Origin of the sequence: Halomonas sp. KM-1, from assembly GCF_000246875.1 — a bacterium.
GTDB lineage: Bacteria > Pseudomonadota > Gammaproteobacteria > Pseudomonadales > Halomonadaceae > Halomonas > Halomonas aerodenitrificans.
This window is the reverse complement of record NZ_BAEU01000124.1, coordinates 93,255-114,901: the sequence shown is the minus strand read 5'-3', so window position 1 is coordinate 114,901 and position 21,647 is coordinate 93,255. Positions and strand designations below refer to the sequence as shown.

Sequence of the window (21,647 nt, the reverse complement as noted above, 5' to 3'; positions counted from 1 at the left end):
TCCATGTCGGCGCTGCGAGGAGGTGGCCGGCCGCACATCGTCCTGATCGGTGCCGGCCATGCCCACCTCTATCTGATGCGGCATCGCCGTCGGTTGGCCGCTGCAGACATGACCATCGTCGATCCTGGCGCCTTCTGGTATTCAGGCATGGCCGCCGGCGTACTCGGCGGCACGCATGCCCCCGCCGAGGTTCGCATCGATCCAGTCCGGCTTGCCCGCCGGTATGGGCTCGAAAGTATTCGCGGTCGTCTCTCGGGACTGGATCGGAGCGAGCACAAGGCTCAGCTGACGGATGGCCGCACGCTCGACTATGACCTGATTTCCCTCAATCTGGGCTCTAGCGCCCCAACGCTCACTGCCCTCTCCGAGGGCCCCAGAGTTTGGGCGGTCAAGCCCATCGCACAACTCATCGCTCTTCGCCATCAGCTGACAAGCGCCTACGAGCGGGGAGAGCACCCTGCGCTGGTGGTGGTGGGCGGAGGCGCCAGCGGCGTGGAGCTGGCCTGCAACCTGCATTCCCTAGCGGTCAGGTACGCGGCGCCCGCCGCCATTACCCTGGTTTCCAGCTCGCGCAAGCTGATTCCAACGGCGCCATCCGGTGCACGACGTTGGCTCGCAGGCTATCTGCGCCGCATCGGCGTGGAGGTGCGAGTTGGAATGCGTGCCGTCTCGCACCACCGGGGCGGCCTGCTGATTGCAGAGGAGGGCGTGACCAGGGGCCAGGACGCCATGCGCCTGCTGGAGTGCGATCACGTCATTCATGCCGGCGGCCTGGCCCCGCCGGGCGCGCTTGGCGGTCTGGGATTGACGCTTGGCAGCAGGGGCTTGGCCGTGCACGACACCCTGCAGAGCGTGGACGACCCGGACGTGTTCGCTGCCGGCGACTGTGCCGCCCTGGTGGAATACGTCTTGCCCCGGCTGGGGGTCTACGGCGTGCGTCAGGCCCCGGTACTGCTGGCGAATCTCGAGGCCCGGCTTCACGGCCGACCATTGCAGCGTTACCGACCCCAGGCCCAGGCGCTGACCATCCTCAATCTAGGGCACGACCAGGGCTTGGCCATCCGTGGCCGGCTGTGGTGGGCCGGCCGCAGCAGCCTGCTCTGGAAGCACTGGCTGGACGAGCGCTTCATGGCCCGCCACCGACATTGAACGTTACCTCGCTCCGAGCCGGCCGGGTCAGGCAACTTCCGGCTTGTAGCCTACACGGAAGCCACCCCAGTGTTTGCCTTCGACGTAGATCGGCACGGAGAGGTCGTGCATGACTTCGCCGGTATCGCGCTTGTAGGTTTGCAGCAGTAGCGTCTGTTCATGGCTACCGCAACGCTGACCCGTCGCATCCTCGTAGATGCGCCGATTGCGGCAGAACTTGAGATCGTGCTCGTAGTCGCCGGTCGGCGGCTGACTGACGCTGTGGTTGTGCGTGGGTATGTAGCCGCGACGATCGATGCCGATGGCGTAGGCAACGCCCAGGCGCTCGAGCAGCGGTTCTTGGATGGGTGGGAAGTGCTCGTCGGTGTAATCGACGAATCCGGTTACGTACTGCTGCGGGTTGGTGCCGGGAATGGGGGTATAGGTCGCGTGGAACAGGGTGTGTTCGTCGAGGTCGCCCTTCTTGATGGCGGATTCGAGCAGCTTGCCGAGCTTGACCGCCGTTTCCCGCGCCGCCTCGAACACCTGCTGATGGCGCCCTTCCAGACGCTGCTGTGCCAGCGCCGCGTCGACCCCCTCGGCGCCCGCCATGAGCGCCCGGGCCTGGCTGGCCAACCCATGCATGTCGCGGTTGCCCTGCTCGGCATCTTCCTGCAGCGTGCCCAGGGTCCCGGCCACGCGCTGCGAGTGCTTGTTGGTATCCTCCATCGCCACGGCAATGGAACGAATCTCGCCCTCGACCTGATCGAAGTGCCCGGTCATTTCGGTGAGCTGCTCGCCCACCTTACTCATCTCCTTGGCCCGGTCTCCCACCCGCTGCATCAGGTGGCCGATGGTATCGACCACTCGATGACTGCTGTCGCCGATGTCACCCACCAGGGCCTCGACGTTGCGGGTCGCGTCCGCCGTGCGGCCGGCAAGTTGACGGACCTCGCCGGCAACCACAGCGAATCCGCGACCATGCTCACCGGCCCGGGCGGCTTCGATGGAAGCATTGAGAGACAACAGATTGGTCTGCTCGGCGATCTCTTCGATCAGGGACGTGACATGGCGCACGCTGTCGGCTTTCTGACTCAGCACGTTGAGCAGTTCCAGGGCTTCCTCGGAACGCTCGGCGAGGGCCTGCATCTCTTCGATGACCTGGCTCAGCGACTCGCGGCTGACGTGGCTGGCATCCCGCGAACGGCTGGCCAGTGTGGCCACGTTGGCGGCACTGGCAGCCACCTGCTCGATGGCCGACGTGATGGCCGCCATGCTCGATGAGGCTTCCCGGACCGTCTGCTCCTGGCGCTCGAGCCGGTGGTCCATGCGGTCGGCATGGTGGGACACTTCGGCCGAGGCGATGGCCGTGGCGCTGGCCTGGCGGATCAGGCCATGGGCCATGCGGCGCAGCGAGAGGTAGTCACGGGTAAACGGCAGCCAGGTGTGGAAATGCCCCTCGGCAAGCGTATTGGCATCAGCCCTATAGACTGCCGCCATGCCGCTCAGAGCCCATACGGCCCCTGACACCAAACCGAACCCAAGACCGGCATAGGCATGCCAACCTGAACCGTTCAAGTACACAAGGAAGAATCCACCGGCCAGTGTAGCTGCGGCCAATAGAAGCAACAGGGTCCGCATGGTGTCAGATCTCTTTGTTATTGGAGAGGTCGTTCGAGATTAACGCCATGTAAGCAGTATGCGCATCACCACTTTGGCCTGACATACCAAAGCACGACTCAAGTCGCTGACCCTGCGGCCGATGACCTGGAAATTGGACTGTGCAACGAGCCGATATGAAGCGGGCCGCCCGCGCAAGGCGGCCCGTGCCATCAGCGCTGGCTGGCAGCCAGCGCCTGCTCCAGGTCGGCGATGATGTCGTCGACGTGCTCGATACCGATGGAGAGCCGCACCATGTCCGGCGTCACCCCGGCCGCGGCCAGCTCCTCATCGCTCAATTGCCGATGGGTGGTCGACGCCGGGATCGACGAGCAGGTCTTGGCATCGCCGATGTTGACCAGGCGCAGGATCATGCCCAGTGCATCGTAGAAGCGTGCCCCCGCTTCGCGCCCGCCCTGGATGCCGAAGCTCAGGATGCCCGAAGCCCTACCGTCCATGTAACGCTGAGCCAGCTCGTGATCCTTGTGGCCGGGCAAGCCGGCATACTGCACCCAGGTCACCGCATCGTGCGCTTCCAGATACTCGGCCACTTTGAGCGCATTGTCGCAGATACGCTCGATGCGCAGCGCAAGGGTCTCCAGCCCCTGCAGCAGGTTCCAGGCCGCCTGGGCCGAGAGCGCGGCCCCCATGTTGCGCAGCGGCACGACCCGGGCCCGGGCGATGAAGGCGGCCTCACCGACGTCGCGGGTGTAGCACACACCGTGGTAGGAGACGTCCGGCTCGTTGAGCAGCGGGAAACGCTGCGCATGCTCGGCCCAGGGAAACTTGCCTGAATCGACGATGACGCCGCCCACCGTGGTGCCGTGACCGCCGATATACTTGGTGGCCGAGTGAATCACGATGTCGGCGCCATGCTCGATGGGCCGCCACAGGAAAGGTGTCGGCACGGTGTTGTCGACGATCACCGGCACGCCGTGTCGATGGGCGACCTCAGCCAGCCTGGCCATGTCGACCACGCTGCCGGACGGGTTGCCGACACTCTCGCAGAACACCGCCTTGGTGCGCGCATCGATCAGCGACTCGATCCCGGCGATGTCGTCCTTGTCGGCAAAACGCACCTCGATCCCCTGGCGCGGCAGGGTATGGGCGAACAGGTTGTAGGTGCCGCCATAGAGCTCGCTGATGGAGACGATGTTGTCGCCCGCTTCGGCGATGGTCTGAATCGCATAGGTGATCGCCGCCATGCCGGAAGCCACGGCCAGGCCGGCGATGCCGCCTTCCAGTGCGGCAACGCGCTGCTCCAGCACCGCGCAGGTGGGATTCATGATGCGCGAGTAGATGTTGCCCTCGACCTTGAGGTCGAACAGGTCGGCGGCGTGCTGGGCGCTGTCGAAGGAGAACGAGGTCGTCTGATGGATCGGCACCGCCACGGCGTGCTGGTCGTCGGGAGCGTAACCGTGATGTAGGGCGATGGTTTCGGGCTTCATGGCGTGTCCTGTTGTCGCTATCGTTTTTTGGTATTACTGAATACGTTGTTTCACCTGATGCTAACCAAGACTCAACCCCACCACCAATATCGTTTAGTCTGGTTAGCCCATTCCCCTGACGACCAAGAGACGGGATGCTCAGACGCTACCTGCCGATCCTGACATGGCTCCCCCACTACAACCGCCGCCTGGGCGGCGCCGACCTGCTGGCGGGCCTGATCGTCACCGTCATGGTCATACCCCAGTCGCTGGCCTACGCCGTACTGGCGGGACTGCCGGCGGTAGTGGGCCTCTATGCCAGTCTGCTGCCGGCGCTGGCCTACGTCGTGCTGGGTACTAGCCGCACCCTGGCCGTGGGGCCGGTGGCCATCGTCGCGCTGATGACCGGAGCGGCGCTGTCCGGTGTCGCCACGCCAGGCACGCCCGAGTATCTGCAGGCGGCCCTGATCCTCTCTCTTCTGTCTGGCCTCATGCTGTTGCTCATGGGGCTGCTGCGCATGGGTTTCGTGGCCAACTTTCTCAGCCATCCCGTCATCGCCGGCTTTCTCGCCGCCTCGGGTCTGCTCATCGCCGCCAGCCAGATCGGCCATCTGCTCGGCGTGAAGCTTACCGCTCGCGACCTGCTGCCACGACTGGTCGAACTCGTCCGCGGCCTGCCTGCCATTCATCTGCCGACTCTGGCCATCGGCGCAGGCAGCCTGCTGTTCCTGCTGCTGCTGCGCCAATACGGTCGCTCCACGCTGCGCGGCCTTGGTCTCTCCCGCCCGCTGGCCGATCTGATCACCCGCTCGGGCCCCGTCTTCGCCGTGATCGTGACGACGCTCGTGACCTGGCAATTCGAACTCGATGCCATCGGGGTCGCCGTGATCGGCGACATTCCCCAGGGTTTGCCGCCGTTGAGCATACCGGGCTTCGATATCTCACTGTGGCAGGCGCTGCTGGTTCCTGCCCTGCTGATCAGCGTGGTGGGCTTCGTCGAATCGGTTTCCATGGGGCAGATGCTGGCCGCCCGACGCCGCGAGCGCATCTCGCCCAATCAGGAGCTGGTCGGGCTGGGCGGGGCCAACCTCGCCGCTGCCTTCACCTCGGGAATGCCGGTCAGCGGCGGCCTGACGCGAACGGTGATCAATTACGACGCCGGCGCCCAGACGCCGCTGGCAGGCATGTTCGCGGCCCTCGGCATCGGCGCCGTGACGCTGTTTCTCACGCCGGCCCTGGCCTACCTGCCCATCGCCACCCTGGCGGCGACGATCACGGTCTCGATCCTGACCTTGATCGACATTCCCCTGATCCGTCAGACCTGGCGCTATTCGCGCAGCGACTTCTTCGCCATGGCGGTAACCATCCTGCTGACCCTGGTGGAGGGCGTCGAGACCGGAATCATCAGCGGGGTCGCCATCTCGATCGGCCTGTTTCTCTACCGCACCAGCCGCCCTCACAGCGCCTTGGTCGGTCGTATTCCCGGCACCGAGCATTTCCGCAACGTCGAGCGTCACGAGACCGAGACCGCCAGCCACGTGGCGCTGCTGCGCATCGACGAAAGCCTCTATTTCGCCAATGCGCGCTACCTGGAAGACACCGTCTACGACCTGGTGGCCACTCGCCCGGAGCTCGAGCACGTGGTGCTGATCTGCTCGGCCGTCAACCTGATCGATGCCTCGGCGCTGGAGAGCCTCGATGCCATCAACGCCCGGCTCAAGGACTCCCGCGTCACCCTGCACCTGGCCGAAGTGAAAGGCCCGGTCATGGATCGCCTCAAGTGCAGCGATTTTCTCGACGACATGACGGGGCGGGTCTTCCTCAGCACGTTCGCCGCCTGGCGCGAACTCTCACGTCCCTCGCAGTAAACCAGACGCCCGGAGATCGCTCCTCCGGGCATTGAACCTTGGTCTAATACCCTCTTCTCCTGGCGCCATTCGATCGCTGCCAACTCGTTAATTCAACGGCCTTTTGGAAGTCATCCACAGGGCGGTTCCGCGTGGCGGAAGCTCGCCGGCACGCGACGCTCGCGCATTCGTTGACACCGCCCAGGCGTCTTTCTAGTATCGGTTTCAGTTTCGGAATCAAATACCGCATAGCAAAACAACAATCATCCATCCTACAGGAGTCTCCTATGCGTCAGCTGTCCCGCTCACTCGTCCTTGCGGCACTTCCGCTCTCGTTGCCCGCTGCTACGGTGGCCCAGGCCGGCGAGGTCGAACTCCCCCGCACCATGGCCTGGACCGCCTATGGCACCAACTCCAGCGGCTATGCCCAGGCCGTGGCCATCGGCAACATGCTGCAGAATCACTACGGCACCTCGGTACGCATTCTGCCCGGCGACAATGACGTCTCACGCATGACCCCGCTCAAGCAGGGGCGTGTCGATCTGTGCGCCTGCGGCATCGCCAGCTACTACGGCGCCGAAGGCGTCATGATGTTCGCCAACCGCGACTGGGGTCCCCAGCCGATCCGGGTGATCACCACCTCCACCGCCTCGTTCGGTCTCTCGCTGGCCGTTGCCGGCGACCTCGGTGTCGAGACTCCGGCCGACCTGGCCGGCAAGCGTATCGCCTACATCCGCGGTGACGACGCCTTGAACAAGGGCACCGAAGCCTATCTGGCTTTCGGCGGCCTGACCTGGGATGACGTCGAGCGCATCGACTTCCCCGGTTACGCCCGCTCCTTCGACGGCATCATCGCCGGCAACGTGGACGCCTCCTTCACCACCACCGTCACACCGCCGGCGCAGCAGCTCGCCAGTAGCCCGCGCGGCATCAGTTGGCCGGTGCTCGATCCCGACGACGCCGAGGGCTGGGAGCGCATGATGGCGGTGGCGCCCTATTTCCGCCCCCATGAGGTCACCGCCGGAGCCGGCAACGTTAGCGCCGACAACCCGGTGCCCAGCGCCAGCTACCCTTATCCGATCGTGGTGGCCAATCAGGATCTCGATGACAACGTCGCCTACGGCCTGATCAAGGCGCTGCAGGACAACTACGACGACTACAAGGATGCCGCCCCCGGTGCCGTTGGGTACGCCTTCGAATACCAGGATCTGCAGTGGGTCGTGCCGTTCCACGATGCGGTAGTGGCGTACTACGAGGAGATCGGTGTCTGGACCGATGAGATGCAGGCGCATCAGGAGGCGCTGGTGGAACGCCAGGAGCTGCTGCTCGCCACCTGGAACGACTTCCTCGGCGACGCCCCCGACGACGAAGAGGAGTTCGAGGCGGCCTGGATGCAGGCTCGCGCCGAAGCGCTGCGCGAGGCCGGCCTCGACCCGGTCTTCGAGTGAGCCGGGGCCTCAGCCCGATCTCGGGGCGGCCCTGCCGCCCCTTTCCCGATTCACGGACGCCGCCATGACCACACCTAACGCCCCTAACGAATCGACGCGCCAGCTGAAGGAGAAGGTCACCCACATCCGCACGCTGCCGGTCGCGCTGCGCTGGATTCCCGGCGCGGTGACCGTGGTACTGATGGCGATGACGCTGGACTACCTGTTCAATCTCGGCTGGCTGCGCTTCGTCACCGGGCTGGAAACCCAGTTCTACTATGCCGTGGTGGCACTGCTGCTACCGCTGGTCTATCTGCTGTGGCCGATCACGCCGGCGCTGCAGCAGCGTCCGATTCCCTGGTACGACTACGCGCTGAGTCTGGCCACGCTGATCGTCGGCGGCTACTTCGTCTACCACGCCGAACCGATTCTCGAACGCGGCTGGGCGTTCGCCGCGCCGGATACCGCCATCATGGCCAGCTACGCCTGGTGGCTGTTGATCGTCGAAGCGGCCCGGCGCGCCGGTGGCTGGCCCATCGCCGTGATCGTGGCCGCCTTCTCGCTCTACCCGCTGGTAGCCGACATCGTGCCGGGGCCCATCCAGGCGTTCCCCTCCACCCTGGAGGAGACCGCCATGTACCACACCATGAGCACCGAGAGCATCATGGGCGTACCGCTGCAGGCCTTCGCCGGTCTGGTGATCGGCTTTCTCGTGTTCGGCGTGGTACTGCAGAAAAGCGGCGGCGGCAAGTTCTTCATCGACCTGGCCTTCTCCCTGCTGGGGCACGTGCGCGGCGGGCCGGCCAAGGTCTCGATCTTCTCCAGCGGTCTGATGGGCTCGATGAGCGGCAGCGTGATCAGCAACGTGCTGACCACCGGCGTGCTGTCGATTCCCGCCATGCGCCGCATCGGCATGGGGCGCTCGTTCTCCGGGGGCGTGGAAGCCTGCGCCTCCACCGGCGGGGTACTGATGCCGCCGGTAATGGGCGCCACTGCCTTCGTCATGGCGATGTTCCTCGACGTGCCCTATTCCGCCGTGGCGCTGGCCGCCGTCATCCCCTCGATTCTCTATTTCCTCGGTCTGTTCATCCAGATCGACGCCTACGCCGCGCGTCACGACATCAAGGGACTGCCGGCCGTCGAGTTGCCTTCACTGGTACAGACCCTCAAGCAGGGCTGGTACTTCATCTTCGTCTTCGCCCTGCTGGTGTGGATGCTGCTGGTGATGCAGCGTGAGGCGGTAGCACCCTTCTACGCTACCGCACTGCTACTGGTGCTCAACCAGTTCTCGCGCCGCAACCGCTGGGGCTGGCGCGAACTGGGCGAGGCGCTCTCCTCGGCGGCCAAGCTGTTCGCCGAGCTGATCGCCATTCTCGCCGGTGTCGGCATGCTGGTGGGTGCGCTGTCGATGACCGGGCTCTCCGGCACCATCGCCAACGACTTCATTCATATCGCCGGCGGCAGCGTACCGCTGCTGTTGATCATGGGGGCATTGACCAGCTTCGTGCTGGGCATCGGCATGACGGTTACCGCGGCCTATATCTTCCTCGCCGTGGCCCTGGCCCCGGCGCTGATCCAGGGCGGCGGCCTCGACCCCATGGCAGTGCACATGTTCATCCTCTACTGGGGCATGCTCAGCTTCATCACCCCGCCGGTGGCGCTCGGTGCCTTTGCCGCCGCCACCGTGGCCGGCGCGCGGCCCATGGCTACCGGGCTGCAGGCCATGCGTCTGGGCAGCGTGATCTACTTCATTCCCTTCCTGTTCGTGCTCAATCCGGCGTTGATCATGCAGGGCGAGCCGCTGCAGATAGGCCTGGTCTTCGTCCAGGCGCTGATCGGCATCGTGCTGTTCGCCTCCGCCATGCAGGGTTATCTGATCGGTGTCGGCCGGCTCGGTATCGGCGCCGTGAGCGAAATCGTCTCTCGCGGCCTGGTGCTGATGGCCGGCCTGCTGTTCGCCCTACCCGGTGGCGGCATGGTACCGCTCAGCCAGCTCGAGCTGTTCGCCTACGCCCTCGCCGCCCTGGTGCCTGCCGTACTGCTGGCGCGCTGGAGCCGGCGCCAGGCACGGCCACGGCCACGGCCACGGGCAACGACGCTGACCCATCCTATCGATCGATGAGCTACCGTATGCGTTATTCGCCCAACCCAACTGACTCGACCAACTCAACTAACCCAAGCCCAGCCAATGGGAGCCACGCACCATGACGACTCCGGTCAGCTACCAGCGCCATGACGACATCGGCGTGATCGCCATCGACAACCCGCCGGTCAACGCCCTGGGCCAAGCCGTTCGCCAGGGCCTGATGGATGCCGTCATGCGGGGCAGCGAAGATAGCGAGGCCCGGGTGCTGGTACTCGTCGCGCGCGGCCGTACCTTCATTGCCGGCGCCGACATTCGCGAGTTCGGCAAGCCGCCCCAGGCGCCGATTCTGCCGGAGGTGATCGCTACCTTCGAAGCCAGCGGCAAACCCATCGTTGCCGTACTGCACGGCACCGCGCTGGGAGGCGGCCTCGAGGTGGCGCTGGGCTGTCAGCTGCGCATAGCCTTGCCCGGCACCAAGGTGGGCCTGCCCGAGGTCAAGCTGGGGTTGCTGCCCGGCGCCGGTGGCACCCAGCGGCTTCCACGCCTGACCGGCGTCGAGGCGGCCCTCGATCTGATCACCAGCGGTCGCTTTGCCGATGCCGAAGAGGCACTTGCCCTGGGCATCGTCGACGCCGTGGTGGACGCTGACGACCCGCTCGAGGTGGGCCTGGCGGTAGCGCGTGATGTTCTGGCCGGCAAACTTACGCCACGGGTCACCGGTGAGTTGCCGCCCCCCTCTGCCGATCCGGCGGCCATCGAGCGCTACCGGACCCAGCTGAAAAGCGAGGTGCCGGAGCTCTACTCCCCCTTCCGCTGCGTCGAAGCGATTGCCTTGAGTAGTGAAGGCAGTCTGGTCGATGGCCTGCGCCGCGAGCGTGAGCTGTTCTTCGCCTGCATGGACTCGCCTCAGCGTGCCGGGCTGATCCACGCCTTCTTCGCCGCACGCGCACCGCACAAGGTGCCCGACGCCGGCGAGGCAGCAGCACTGACCCGCCTCGCCCTGCTCGGTACGCACCCGCTGTTCGAGCGCCTGCGCAGCAAGGCCGAGCGAGCCGGCATCGAACTCACGGCGGCCCCGGATGCCAATACCCAGGCCTGCCTGGTCACCCCTGGCGCCGACTCGGCTTGCCCCGAGGCTTGCTTGAAGATCGCTGTGCTGACTCCCGAGGCAGCACAGGAGCTCGATACCGCGGCCGCCGATCTGGCCCTGGTCCTGGCCGATAGCAGCATGGCGGAACTGGTCGCCCTGCACGCCGACGCCGAGCAGCAGCAGGCCGTGGCGAATGCACTCAAGGCGCTGCGCCTGCCCGTGGTGGTCAGCCGTCAGGGCAGCCTACTGGCGTCACTGGCCAAGGCGGCAGGTGACGATGCCGCCAATCCCCGGGCGGCCATGGAAGCCGCGAGCCTGATGCTGGCCGAGCGCGACTGGGCCTATCGCGAAAGCGATATCGACCTGCTCGCCATCGAGGCGCTCGGCTACCCTCGCCACCTGGGCGGCCCCCACCGTCAGGCCAGCCAGGCCGTTGGCGGGGAGCGTGTCTCATGAACCTCGACTTCACCCCAGAGGAGCAGGCATTTCGCTGCGAACTACGGGACTTTCTGGCAGTGATAACCCATCAGCGGCGCCTGTTCGGCCTTGTTCATGCCATGCCCTCCCGACCGACCATGTCGCGCAGTCGTCCCTTGAGGATCTTGCCGCTGGCGGTGGCCGGCAGCGACTCCATCAGGATCAGACGCGTGGGCCGCTTGTAAGGCGCCAGCCGCGGGGCGATGAACTCGCGCAGCTCGGCTTCGCTGAGCGTGGCACCGGGCTCGCACTGGACGAAGGCGACCACCTCCTCGTCACCTTCCACCTGGCGCCCTACCACGGCCGACAGGGTGACGTCCGGATGTTCGTTGATCACCGCCTCCACGTCGGGAGGATATATGTTGAAGCCGGAGCGGATGATCAACTCCTTGCTGCGACCGACGATGTAGAGCTGGCCATCCTCGTCGAGCCGGGCGATGTCACCGGTGTTGAGCCAGCCATCCTCGGTGAGGCAGGCCCGAGTGGCCGTGGGTTGTCGGAAGTAGCCTTTCATCACGTTGGGGCCGCGTACCCACAGCTCACCCGCACCGGCGTAATCGGGCTCGTCCTCGCCGCTCTCACCCAGCGGCACGAGGCGGTACTCCAGCAGCGGCAGCACCCGCCCCACGGTATTGCTGTCGAAGCGATCCTCGATGCGGGTCTGGCTAATGGTCGGGCTCGCCTCGGTGAGCCCGTAGCCGTTGTGCAGCGTGAGGCCGAACAGCGCCTGGACGCGCCCCTTGAGGTCGCCGTCGAGGGGCGAACCGCCGGCGGAGATATAGCGCAGCGCGGGGGCCACCAGCGCTCGTTCTTCGCGACGCAGAAACTCGAGCGTACGGGCGAACATCGCCGGTACGCCCTGCAGAACGGTGATGCGCTCATGCTCCAATGCCGCCAGCATGGCGGGAGCATCGAAGCGTGGCACGCTGTAGAGGCAGGCGCCGTTGTAGAGCGAACCCATGCACACCGATGACAGGCCGAACACGTGGGACATCGGTAGTACGCCGTAGACCCGTTCGCCCTGGCACAAGTGACGCATGCCCCCCGAGAGCGAGGCGATATAGAGGATGCCACCGTGGGTCAGCATCACCCCCTTGGGCGTGCCGGTGGTGCCCGAGGTGTAGATCATCGCCGCCACCTGATTGGCGCCGGCCTCGACCGGCTCCGGCTCGACTTCTGCCAGCGGTGATATTCTCAAGCGTCCCAGAGATGGGGATGCGTGGACGGCAGCGCCGTGACGTTCACCGTGGGCCTCGGCGTCCGGCGAGGCTTCGCTGGTGTAGAACACCCGTCGCGGCTGGCAGTTGTCGCGGATCGCATCGACCTCCCGGGCCGAGAGGCGCGAGTTGACGATGGCCACCCAGGCGTCTCGCTCGCTGGCTGCCAGCAGCAGCGTGACCAGCGCCCGTCCGTTCTCGCTCACGGCCATGATGCGGTCACCCGGGCGAATGCTCAGCGAGTCGAGCCAGTCGGCGGCGGCACGAATCTCACGGCCCAGCTCGGCGTAGCTCCAGCGAATCTCGCCATCGACCAGCGCCGGCTCGGCGCCCAGGCGCTCGGCGTTCTCCAGCACCCGGGTACTGATTCGCTCAGGAAGTTCGGCTACCAGCTCGCTCGCCATGCGGCCGAAGATGAGTTCGTCGGGCGCCTGGCGGGACAGCGAAGCCATCAGCTCACCTCCCGCACCATGTTGCGCGCGATCACCACCTGCTGGATCTGGGTCGTACCCTCGTAGATACGGAACAAACGCACGTCGCGATAGAAGCGCTCCACCGCGTATTCGGCCATGTAGCCGGCGCCACCATGCACCTGCACCGCCCGGTCGGCCACGCGGCCGACCATCTCGGCACAGAACAGCTTGCAGCAGGAAGCCAGCGTCGAGACGTTCTCACCGGCATCCTTGCGCCGCGCGGCGTCGAGCACCATGGCGCGGCCGGCGTAGGCTTCGGTCTTGCTGTCGGCGAGCATCGCCTGCACCAGTTGGTGCTCGGCCAGCGGCACGCCGAACTGCTTGCGTTCGATGGCGTAGTTGAGCGACTCCTCGACCAGCCGCTCAGCCACGCCCACGCACACCGCCGAGATGTGCAGGCGGCCGCGGTCGAGCACTTTCATGGCAGTCTTGAAACCCTTTCCTTCTACGCCGCCGATGATGTTCGCGGCCGACACCCGGCAATCCTCGAAGATGATGTCGCAGGTATGGGCGCCCTTCTGACCCATCTTGTTGTCCGCCGGGCCGCGCTTCAGCCCCGGGGTGTCGCCATCGACGATGAAGGCGGTGATGCCGCCGGCGCCCTTGTTGTTCGGATCGGTACGCGCCATGACGGTGAACACATCGGCCTCGGGGCCGTTGGTGATGAAACGCTTGGTGCCGTTGAGCACGTAGTGATCGCCATCGCGGACCGCGGTGGTGCGCAGGCTGGCAGCGTCCGAGCCGGCGTCGGGTTCGGTGAGGCAGAAGGAGCTCAGCAGCTCGCCGGTGGCCAGGCGCGGCACGTATCTGGCCTTCTGCTCCGGGGTTCCGTCGATCAGGATGCCCTGGGCGCCGATGCCGTTGTTGGTACCGAAGACCGAGCGAAAGGCCGGCGAGGTCTTGCCGATCTCCATTGCTACCAGCGCCTCCTCCTCCATGGTCAGCCCCAGGCCGCCGTACTCCTCCGGAATCGACAGACCGAACAGCCCCATCTCCTTCATCTCCTCGAGCAGCTCCGCCGGCACGGCGTCCTCCTCAGCCAGCCGAGCTTCGTTGGGGATCAGGCGCTCGCGTACGAAGCGGGAAATGGTATCGATGAGCTGATCGAGCAGTTCGGGGTCGCGAATCATGACGTGTCCTCACGCAGGAAAAGGCGGCTGATCGGGACGAGACACTCTTGAAACTAGTGAGCGTATCTGTCCTTATTTCTCTAAGAAGATTCCGCTAGGCAGAATAAAAGACCGCATTTGATTGTCAGGTAATGTGGCATAGCCTAGGATGGCAGTCAATATAACGAAATTTCGTTCCGCAAAGCGGAACAGAAATACCCAGAGGAGCTCTCCATGTCGAACTCAACAGCGACCCCGCCCTTCAAGACGCTGGGTATCGTCGGGACCGGTGCCATGGGCCGCGGTATCGCTCAGATCGCCGCCCAGGCCGGATTGACCGTGATGCTTCACGACCTGCGCGAAGGTGCCGTAACCGAGGCGCGGGAATTCGTTGGTGGTATGTGGCAACGCGCCGTACAGAAGCAGCGCCTGAGCGAAGCAGAAGCCGAGCGCTGTCGTGCCAACCTGAAGGAAGCCGTCACTCTTGGCGATCTTGCCGGGTGCGATATGGTCATCGAAGCCATCGTCGAGAAGCTCGAAGCCAAACAGGCGATGTTCGAGCAGCTCGAGGAGATTCTCGACGACCAGGCGGTACTCGCCACCAATACCTCGTCGCTTTCAGTGACGGCGATTGCCTCCACCTGTCGTCGTCCGCAGCGCGTGATCGGCTTTCACTTCTTCAACCCGGTACCGTTGATGAAGATCGTCGAGGTGATTCCGGGGCTGCGCACCGCAAGCGACGTCACCGACCGGGTCGAAGCACTGGGCCAGGCCATGGGTCACTTCACTGCGCGTACTACCGACACCCCGGGCTTCCTGGTCAACCACGCCGGGCGTGCTTTCGGCACCGAAGCGCTGCGTATTCTCGGCGAGCGTGTCGCCGATCATGTCACCATCGACCGCATCCTGGTCGATCAGGGCGGCTTCCGCATGGGGCCCTTCGCCCTGCTCGATCTCACCGGGCTCGACGTTTCCCATGCGGTAATGGAGTCGATCTACCAGCAGTACTACGAGGAGCCGCGCTTTCGCCCCTCACCGCTCACTCGTCAGCGCCTCACGGCTGGCCTGCTCGGACGCAAGACGGGCGAAGGCTTCTACCGCTATGTGGAAGGCAAGACCCAGGTGCCCGACGAGACGCCGCCGCCCCCGGCCGAACCGCGCCCGGTCTGGATCGGCGCAGAGGATGACGGGGCCCGCCGCCAGCTCACCGAACTGGTACGCGTTGCGGGTTGGTCAGTAGAGAGCGGTGAGGCGCCCTCGGCCGAGGCGCTCTGCCTGGTCGCGCCGCTGGGTGAGGATGCCACCGCCTGTGCCCTGCGATTGGGGCTGCCCGCTGGGCGCTGCGTGGCCGTGGACCTGCTGGCCGGCCTCGAACGACGCCGCAGCCTGATGACCACGCCGGCCACCCAGGCGGACTATCGCGATGCCGCGATGGCCCTGCTGGGCCACGACGGCACGCCGGTCAGCGTGCTCGACGACAGCCATGGCTTCGTGCTGCAGCGGGTGGTGGCCTGCATCGTCAACGTCGGCTGCGAGATCGCCCAGCAGGGCGTGGCCGCGCCGAACACCATCGACCGCGCCGTGGAGCTGGGGCTGGGCTATCCCCACGGGCCGCTAGCCATGGGCGACCACTACGGCAGCCGTCGGATCCTCACCATTCTCGACAACATGCTGGCCGCCACCGGCGATCCCCGCTATCGCGCCAGCCCCTGGCTGCGCCGCCGTGCGACCCTCGACATGCCGCTGACAGCCGCCTAATGCCCCAAGGAGCCACCATGCAAGACGCTTATATCTATGACGGGCTGCGTACACCTTTCGGCCGCCACGGCGGTAGCCTGGCTGCGGTGCGTCCCGACGACCTGCTGGGGCATGTGCTGAAGGCGCTGGTCGAGCGCAACGGCTTTGCAGCCGGCGCCTACGAAGAAGTGCTGGCAGGCTGCACCAACCAGGCCGGCGAGGACTCGCGCAACGTGGCCCGTCACGCGGGGCTACTGGCCGGCCTGCCGGTCGAGGTGGCGGCCCAGACGCTCAATCGCCTGTGCGGCAGCGGCCTGGCTGCGGTGATCGATGCCGCCCGGGCGACCCGACTCGGCGAGGGCGAGCTGTTCCTGGCCGGTGGCGTGGAGTCGATGTCGCGGGCGCCTTACGTGCTGGGCAAGGCGGAGTCGCCCTTCGCCCGCAACCAGCCGCTGTACGACACCGTGATCGGTTCACGCTTCCCCAACCCCTGGCTGGCCCGCGAGTACGGCAGCCACAGCATGCCCGAGACCGCCGACAACGTGGCTCACGACCTGGGCATCGGCCGCGAGGCGAGCGATCTCTTCGCCGCCCGCTCCCAGGCGCGCTACGCCGAAGCCCTGGCCCGCGGCTTCTATGACGACGAGTTGCTGGCCGTCGAGGTGCCCCAGGGGCGCAAGCAGCCGCCACTGACAGTGAACCGCGACGAGCACCCACGCCCGGGTACCAACGTCGACAAGCTGGCCCGGCTCGGCTCACTGTTCGAAGGCGGCGCGGTCACTGCCGGCAACGCCTCCGGTCTCAACGACGGCGCCGCGGCGCTGATCGTCGGCAGTCTGACCGCCGGCGAGCGGGCGGGCATGGCTCCGCGGGCACGTATCGTGGCCAGCGCCGTGGCCGGGGTACCTCCTCGGGTGATGGGGCTGGGGCCGGTACCGGCCAGCCGCAAGGCGCTGGAACGTGCCGGCCTGACCCTCGCGCAGATGGACGTGATAGAGATCAACGAGGCCTTCGCCGTGCAGGTGCTGGGATGCGCCCAGCAGCTCGGACTCGACCCCGACGACAGCCGGCTCAATGCCAACGGCGGGGCCATTGCCATCGGTCACCCGCTGGGAGCTTCCGGGGCTCGCCTGGTCCTCACCGCCCTGCGTCAGCTCGAAGACGGCGGTGGCCGCTACGCGCTGGTCACCATGTGCATCGGCGTCGGGCAAGGCATCGCCTGCATCATCGAAAGAATGAACGGCTGATCGTCACACCGCCCCGGGCCGGCGCCTCCAACGCACCCGCCCGGAGCATTATGCGATACTCCGCCAAACGATTTCGCGACAGGGAACCGCCATGAACAAGCCCGCCCCGCTGGAAGACGACGCCCCATCGACCAAGGACCGCAACTTCGTCACTGCCCTGGCCCGCGGTCTCGAACTGCTGCGCGCCTTTGCCCCCGGTGAGGAATATCTCGGCAATGCCGAACTTTCCAGTCGTACCGGAATTCCCCGGCCCACGGTGTCGCGGCTGACCTATACGCTGACCCAGCTCGGTTATCTACGCCACAACACGCGGCTGGAGAAATACCGCCTGGGGCCCGGCATCCTGGCCCTGGGCTACCGCTTCCTGGCCAGTCAGGGCATCCGCGAGATCGCCCGCCCCTTCATGCAGCAGTTCGCCGAGGCCACCGACTGCAACGTCAGCCTGGGAGCGGCCGACAAGACCGAGATGGTGTATATCGAGAGCTGCCACGGCAGCGGCCCGCTGATCGTGCGGCTCGACGTCGGTTCGCGCTTGCCGATGGCGACCACCGCCATCGGGCGCGCCTGGCTCTGCGGTCTTTCCGAGTCCCGTCGTGAAGCGGTCATGGCAGACCTGGCCAGGGCCCACGGCGCCGACTGGCCAGCGCTGGAAAAGGGCATCAGGCGCAGCCAGGAGGACTACGCCCGCTACGGCTTCTGTCTCTCCGAAGGCGACTGGCAGTCGCAGATCAGTGCCGTTGCCACTCCTCTGGTGCTCGAGGATGGTGCCGAGGTGATGGCAATCAACTGCGGCGGAGCCGCCCATCGGCTGAGTCATTCGATCATGATCGACAACCTGGGGCCGCGGCTGAAGGAAGTGGCACGCCGCATTCTCGGCGAGCTCGAGCACGGCACCGGCTGACCCAGCGCGAACTCGCGCCAGGCAAGCCCGGGCCGCTGTCGCCCAACGGCGTATGACGATATAGTGATGGTGAAATTATCTATGAAAGCGCTGAAGAAATTGGCGAGCGAGATGTAGCGCACGGAGCACAGGAAACGGAGCCTATGGGGTATAGGTGAGGATTCCGCGCAACGCAGCGATACGCTCGCGCAGGCATTTATGCAGTGTTTCTAAGCCACCATTTCAGGGAGAGAAGCACCACTCACCATGCCCGACACCGCTTCCCGTCCCGGCATGCTGGAACAGCAGGCCCACCGCCTCAGCGCCGTGGGCGACTGGACCCTGCCGCACTATGCCAGGCTCAGGGACGCCGTGGCGCGGGTTCATGAGGCCGACTCGGTCGACCTGACCAAGCTCGGCGAGCTGGATACCTCAGGCGCTTCGCTGCTGGTCGACCTGCTGGGCCCCGACGCCGTGCTGGAGGTCGCTCAGTGGGCACCCGGCCTGCCCCCGGAGCGCCAGGCACTGCTCGAGGCAGTGGCCGAAGCCTCCCGCACCAGCCCGGTGCCACCGCCTGCGCCCCGGCCTGCCCCATTGGCGGCCTTGGCCAGCCTGGGGCAGATAGTCGAGCAGCTCGCCCGCCAGCAGCTTCAGTTGATCGCTTTCATCGGCCTGACCCTGAGCACGCTGCTGACCACGCTACTCACCCCCTGGCGCTGGCGTCTCACCTCGCTGGTGGCGCACGTACAGCAAACCGGACTCAACGCCATCCCCATCGTCGCCCTGCTCACCTTTCTGGTGGGCGCAGTGGTGGCTTTTCTGGGCGCCACGGTACTGCGCGACTTCGGTGCCACCATCTACACGGTGAACCTGGTCGCTTATGCCTTTCTGCGAGAATTCGGCGTGCTGCTCGCCGCCATCCTGCTGGCCGGCCGTACCGCCAGCGCCTTCACCGCCCAGATCGGTTCGATGAAGGCCAACGAAGAGCTCGACGCTCTGCGCGCCCAGGGGCTCGACCCCATGGAGTTGCTGGTGCTGCCTCGGGTACTCGCCATGACCATCAGCCTGCCGATCCTGACCCTGATCGGCATGCTCTGTGGCATGTTCGGCGGCGCGCTGGTGTGTGCCATGGCGCTCGACATCTCCTTTGCCCAATTCCTCGCCATCGTGCAGCGCGACATTCCCCTGGGTCACTTCCTAGTGGGAATCGCCAAGGCACCGCTGTTCGCCTTCGTGATCGCCGTGATCGGCTGTCTGGAAGGGTTCAAGGCCGAGGCCAGCGCCCAGTCGGTGGGCGAGCACACCACCTCGAGCGTGGTGCAATCGATCTTCATGGTGATCCTGCTCGATGCCCTGGCCGCGCTGTTCTTCATGGAGATGGGCTGGTGATGCGCGGTTCGGAACCCATCGTCGAGATTCGCGGCCTGGTCAACCGCTTCGGCCGGCATGTAGTGCACGACGGCCTCGATCTGGACATACGGCGCGGCGAGATACTTGGCGTGGTGGGTGGCTCCGGCACCGGCAAGTCGGTACTGCTGCGCAGCATCGTCGGCCTCAAGCGACCCGATGGCGGCTCCATCCGTGTCTTCGGCGAGGAGCTGCAGCGTCTGCCTTCCAGCCGCCGTGCCAGCATCGAACGTCGCTTTGGTGTGCTGTTCCAGCGCGGCGCCCTGTTCTCCTCGCTCAACCTTCAGGAGAACGTCGCCCTGCCGCTGATCGAGCATGCCGGCCTGTCGCGCGTTGATGCCGAACGCCTGGCGCGGGTCAAGCTGGCCCTGGCAGGGCTGCCTGCCGATGCTGCCCGACTCGACCCCGCGGCGCTCTCCGGCGGCATGATCAAGCGCGCCGCACTGGCTCGCGCTCTGGCCCTCGATCCGGAAGTGCTGTTCCTCGACGAGCCCACCGCTGGCCTCGACCCTATCGGCGCCGCCGCCTTCGACCGCCTGCTGGTGACCCTGCGCGATGCCCTGGGCTTCAGCGTCTTTCTGGTCACCCACGATCTCGATACGCTGTACTCGAGCTGCGACCGGGTCGCCGTCATCGCCCAAAAGCGCGTGCTGGTGGCCGATACACTGTCGGTGGTGGAAGCCACCGACGATCCCTGGATACGCGATTATTTTCACGGTCCGCGAGGCCGCGCGGCAAACAAGGCGGCGCAGCAATCCACATTACCAGAGGGGGAACGACGCTGATGGAAACCCGCGCGCACCATGTCGTGATCGGCCTGTTCGTCGTGCTGACAATCGTCGGCGGCGTGCTGTTCGCCCTGTGGCTCAACCAGAGTACTCGCGCCCAGGCTTTTACCCATTACGAAGTGCTGTTCAACCATGGTGTCAGCGGCCTGTCGGAGGGCAACGCCGTGGAATACAGCGGCGTCAGGGTCGGTGACGTCGTGGAACTGCGCCTCGACCCGGCTGACCCGCGCAACGTCATGGCCCTCATTCGCGTCGAGAGCCAGGTGCCGATTCGCCAGGACACCCGGGCGCGCCTGGCGCTGGCCAACATTACCGGCAGCATGTCGATCCAACTGCACGGCGGCACGCCCGAGAGCCCGCTGCTGATCGCCCGCGGCGAAAGGCCGGCGCGTATCGTTGCCGATCAATCGCCGCTGGGCGCCCTGCTCAGCGACAGCGAAGAGCTGCTGGGCAACGTCAATCGCGTGCTGTCACGGCTGGAGGCGGTGCTGTCAGAAGACAATGTGGAAAGCGTGGAGCGAATCCTGGCCAACCTCGAGCGTACCACCTCCCAGCTTGCCGCCATCGGCGACGCCCCGGTTCGGCTCGCCGAGAGCATGGAGGAGGTCTCTCGGGAAGCCGCCCGCGCCCTGGCCGAATTCCGCTCCCTGGCCAGCCGCACCGGCGGCATGATGCAGGGTCAGGCCGAAGGCATCCTGATCGATACCCGCCAACTCACGGCCAGCCTGTCCCGCACGGCCCAGAGTCTCGAGGAGCTGTTAGCCGACAACCAGGGGGCGCTCGAAAGCGGCATACGCGGCGTGCAGGGCCTGGGGCCGGCCACCATCGAGCTACGCAACACTCTCTCCTCTCTCAACCGCATCGTACGCCGCCTGGAGGAGAATCCTCGTAACTTCCTGCTGGGACGCGACCGCGTCGAGGAGTTCAGCCCATGAGGTATCGCCCGCGTTTGTCCTGGCTCGTCTGGTTGGCAGCGGCTCTGGCGCTCGGCGGCTGCCAATTCGTGCCGGAACGCACGCCGGTCGCCTTCTACGATCTGCCGGCCCAGCCACTGACAAACTCGCCTTCCTCGGCCGCCCCGGTGGACGCCACCCTGCGCCTGGCCACGCCGCGCGCCACCGGGCTGCTCGATGGCACACGGATCCTCGTCGTGCCGCAGCCCAACCGCCCTCAGGTCTATGCCGGCGCACGCTGGGCCGATACCATGCCGCTATTGCTGCGCGATCGGCTGCTCGACGCCTTTCATGACGATGGCCGCCTGCCCGGTGTGGTGCACGAGGACAGCGGCGCCACCGCCGACGTGGAGCTGCACAGCGACTTGCGCAGCTTTCACAGCGAGTACCGCAGCGGTCATCCCGAAGCGGTCATTCGCCTCGACGTAAGGTTGATCGATGCCCGCACGCAACACCTGCTGGCCAGCCAGCGTTTTCTCCATTACCAGCGGGCCGACAGCGAATCCATCGACCATGTTGTCGATGCCTTCGGCACGGCCGCGGACCGCTTGGCTCAGGAGCTCGTCGACTGGAGCGTGATGCAAATGCGTGAGCGCTGACCCGCATGAAGAAAGCCGTCGCATGAAATGTAGACACTTGGTATGAATGTCGCGTGGTTACCGCCAACGGTGGCCTTTGGTTATCATGGGCGAAAA

16 protein-coding genes are annotated in these 21,647 nt (G+C 65.9%); 12 read left to right on the top strand and 4 right to left on the bottom strand.

Annotation, left to right across the window (positions count from 1 at the left end; translation table 11 throughout):
• The first annotated feature begins 3 nt into the window (after positions 1 to 3).
• Entirely contained in the window at positions 4 to 1,149 is a 1,146-nt protein-coding gene (locus B8115_RS14460; RefSeq protein ID WP_010628529.1) for an FAD-dependent oxidoreductase, read from the top strand.
• 27 nt (positions 1,150 to 1,176) lie between these two features.
• Here the strand turns inward: B8115_RS14460 and B8115_RS14455 are convergent, their stop codons facing one another.
• Positions 1,177 to 2,628, bottom strand: a complete 1,452-nt coding sequence (locus B8115_RS14455; RefSeq protein ID WP_010628528.1) for a methyl-accepting chemotaxis protein — start codon at positions 2,626 to 2,628, stop codon at positions 1,177 to 1,179.
• A gap of 332 nt (positions 2,629 to 2,960) precedes the next feature.
• Positions 2,961 to 4,235 carry an O-acetylhomoserine aminocarboxypropyltransferase/cysteine synthase family protein gene (locus tag B8115_RS14450; protein WP_010628527.1) on the bottom strand — a complete coding sequence of 425 codons (1,275 nt, stop codon included), beginning with the start codon at positions 4,233 to 4,235 and terminating at the stop codon, positions 2,961 to 2,963.
• A gap of 134 nt (positions 4,236 to 4,369) precedes the next feature.
• Here B8115_RS14450 and B8115_RS14445 point away from each other — a divergent pair, with 134 nt between their 5' ends.
• The 4 genes from B8115_RS14445 to B8115_RS14430 all read left to right on the top strand — a co-directional run bounded on the left by B8115_RS14445 (position 4,370) and on the right by B8115_RS14430 (position 11,120).
• Positions 4,370 to 6,082 (top strand): SulP family inorganic anion transporter, encoded by a 1,713-nt coding sequence (locus B8115_RS14445; protein WP_010628526.1) that lies wholly within the window; start codon positions 4,370 to 4,372, stop codon positions 6,080 to 6,082.
• Between the two features lie 266 nt (positions 6,083 to 6,348).
• Positions 6,349 to 7,509, top strand: coding sequence for a TAXI family TRAP transporter solute-binding subunit (locus tag B8115_RS14440; protein WP_010628525.1), 1,161 nt, complete (start codon positions 6,349 to 6,351; stop codon positions 7,507 to 7,509).
• 64 nt (positions 7,510 to 7,573) lie between these two features.
• Entirely contained in the window at positions 7,574 to 9,610 is a 2,037-nt protein-coding gene (locus B8115_RS14435; protein WP_010628524.1) for a TRAP transporter fused permease subunit, read from the top strand.
• A gap of 82 nt (positions 9,611 to 9,692) precedes the next feature.
• Positions 9,693 to 11,120: an enoyl-CoA hydratase/isomerase family protein gene (locus tag B8115_RS14430; protein ID WP_010628523.1), complete on the top strand. Its 1,428-nt coding sequence runs from the start codon at positions 9,693 to 9,695 to the stop codon at positions 11,118 to 11,120.
• 94 nt (positions 11,121 to 11,214) lie between these two features.
• On the opposite strand, the gene B8115_RS14425 is transcribed toward B8115_RS14430, so the two are convergent.
• Positions 11,215 to 12,810: a class I adenylate-forming enzyme family protein gene (locus B8115_RS14425; RefSeq protein ID WP_010628522.1), complete on the bottom strand. Its 1,596-nt coding sequence runs from the start codon at positions 12,808 to 12,810 to the stop codon at positions 11,215 to 11,217.
• On the bottom strand, positions 12,810 to 13,961 hold the full coding sequence (locus B8115_RS14420) for an acyl-CoA dehydrogenase family protein (RefSeq protein ID WP_010628521.1): 1,152 nt from the start codon (positions 13,959 to 13,961) through the stop codon (positions 12,810 to 12,812). The genes B8115_RS14425 and B8115_RS14420 overlap by 1 nt, the downstream gene beginning before the upstream one ends.
• 213 nt (positions 13,962 to 14,174) lie before the next feature.
• Here B8115_RS14420 and B8115_RS14415 point away from each other — a divergent pair, with 213 nt between their 5' ends.
• The 7 genes from B8115_RS14415 to B8115_RS14385 all read left to right on the top strand — a co-directional run bounded on the left by B8115_RS14415 (position 14,175) and on the right by B8115_RS14385 (position 21,551).
• Positions 14,175 to 15,698 (top strand): 3-hydroxyacyl-CoA dehydrogenase, encoded by a 1,524-nt coding sequence (locus B8115_RS14415; protein WP_010628520.1) that lies wholly within the window; start codon positions 14,175 to 14,177, stop codon positions 15,696 to 15,698.
• A gap of 17 nt (positions 15,699 to 15,715) precedes the next feature.
• Positions 15,716 to 16,924, top strand: coding sequence for a 3-oxoadipyl-CoA thiolase (locus tag B8115_RS14410; protein ID WP_010628519.1), 1,209 nt, complete (start codon positions 15,716 to 15,718; stop codon positions 16,922 to 16,924).
• A 91-nt stretch (positions 16,925 to 17,015) separates the two neighbouring features.
• Positions 17,016 to 17,825 (top strand): IclR family transcriptional regulator, encoded by an 810-nt coding sequence (locus B8115_RS14405; RefSeq protein WP_010628518.1) that lies wholly within the window; start codon positions 17,016 to 17,018, stop codon positions 17,823 to 17,825.
• A gap of 246 nt (positions 17,826 to 18,071) precedes the next feature.
• Entirely contained in the window at positions 18,072 to 19,193 is a 1,122-nt protein-coding gene (locus tag B8115_RS14400) for an MlaE family lipid ABC transporter permease subunit (protein ID WP_010628517.1), read from the top strand.
• On the top strand, positions 19,193 to 19,996 hold the full coding sequence (locus B8115_RS14395) for an ABC transporter ATP-binding protein (RefSeq protein ID WP_010628516.1): 804 nt from the start codon (positions 19,193 to 19,195) through the stop codon (positions 19,994 to 19,996). Before B8115_RS14400 ends, B8115_RS14395 begins: the two co-directional genes overlap by 1 nt.
• Positions 19,996 to 20,934 carry an MlaD family protein gene (locus tag B8115_RS14390; protein ID WP_010628515.1) on the top strand — a complete coding sequence of 313 codons (939 nt, stop codon included), beginning with the start codon at positions 19,996 to 19,998 and terminating at the stop codon, positions 20,932 to 20,934. Before B8115_RS14395 ends, B8115_RS14390 begins: the two co-directional genes overlap by 1 nt.
• On the top strand, positions 20,931 to 21,551 hold the full coding sequence (locus B8115_RS14385) for an ABC-type transport auxiliary lipoprotein family protein (RefSeq protein ID WP_010628514.1): 621 nt from the start codon (positions 20,931 to 20,933) through the stop codon (positions 21,549 to 21,551). Before B8115_RS14390 ends, B8115_RS14385 begins: the two co-directional genes overlap by 4 nt.
• The last annotated feature ends 96 nt before the right edge of the window (positions 21,552 to 21,647 follow it).

Coding starts and splice junctions, on each gene's coding strand:
- B8115_RS14460 (WP_010628529.1), top strand. CDS start 4: ATGTCGGCGCTGCGAGGAGGTGGCCGGCCGCACATCGTCCTGATCGGT.
- B8115_RS14455 (WP_010628528.1), bottom strand. CDS start 2,628: ATGGCGGCAGTCTATAGGGCTGATGCCAATACGCTTGCCGAGGGGCAT.
- B8115_RS14450 (WP_010628527.1), bottom strand. CDS start 4,235: ATGAAGCCCGAAACCATCGCCCTACATCACGGTTACGCTCCCGACGAC.
- B8115_RS14445 (WP_010628526.1), top strand. CDS start 4,370: ATGCTCAGACGCTACCTGCCGATCCTGACATGGCTCCCCCACTACAAC.
- B8115_RS14440 (WP_010628525.1), top strand. CDS start 6,349: ATGCGTCAGCTGTCCCGCTCACTCGTCCTTGCGGCACTTCCGCTCTCG.
- B8115_RS14435 (WP_010628524.1), top strand. CDS start 7,574: ATGACCACACCTAACGCCCCTAACGAATCGACGCGCCAGCTGAAGGAG.
- B8115_RS14430 (WP_010628523.1), top strand. CDS start 9,693: ATGACGACTCCGGTCAGCTACCAGCGCCATGACGACATCGGCGTGATC.
- B8115_RS14425 (WP_010628522.1), bottom strand. CDS start 12,810: ATGGCTTCGCTGTCCCGCCAGGCGCCCGACGAACTCATCTTCGGCCGC.
- B8115_RS14420 (WP_010628521.1), bottom strand. CDS start 13,961: ATGATTCGCGACCCCGAACTGCTCGATCAGCTCATCGATACCATTTCC.
- B8115_RS14415 (WP_010628520.1), top strand. CDS start 14,175: ATGTCGAACTCAACAGCGACCCCGCCCTTCAAGACGCTGGGTATCGTC.
- B8115_RS14410 (WP_010628519.1), top strand. CDS start 15,716: ATGCAAGACGCTTATATCTATGACGGGCTGCGTACACCTTTCGGCCGC.
- B8115_RS14405 (WP_010628518.1), top strand. CDS start 17,016: ATGAACAAGCCCGCCCCGCTGGAAGACGACGCCCCATCGACCAAGGAC.
- B8115_RS14400 (WP_010628517.1), top strand. CDS start 18,072: ATGCCCGACACCGCTTCCCGTCCCGGCATGCTGGAACAGCAGGCCCAC.
- B8115_RS14395 (WP_010628516.1), top strand. CDS start 19,193: ATGCGCGGTTCGGAACCCATCGTCGAGATTCGCGGCCTGGTCAACCGC.
- B8115_RS14390 (WP_010628515.1), top strand. CDS start 19,996: ATGGAAACCCGCGCGCACCATGTCGTGATCGGCCTGTTCGTCGTGCTG.
- B8115_RS14385 (WP_010628514.1), top strand. CDS start 20,931: ATGAGGTATCGCCCGCGTTTGTCCTGGCTCGTCTGGTTGGCAGCGGCT.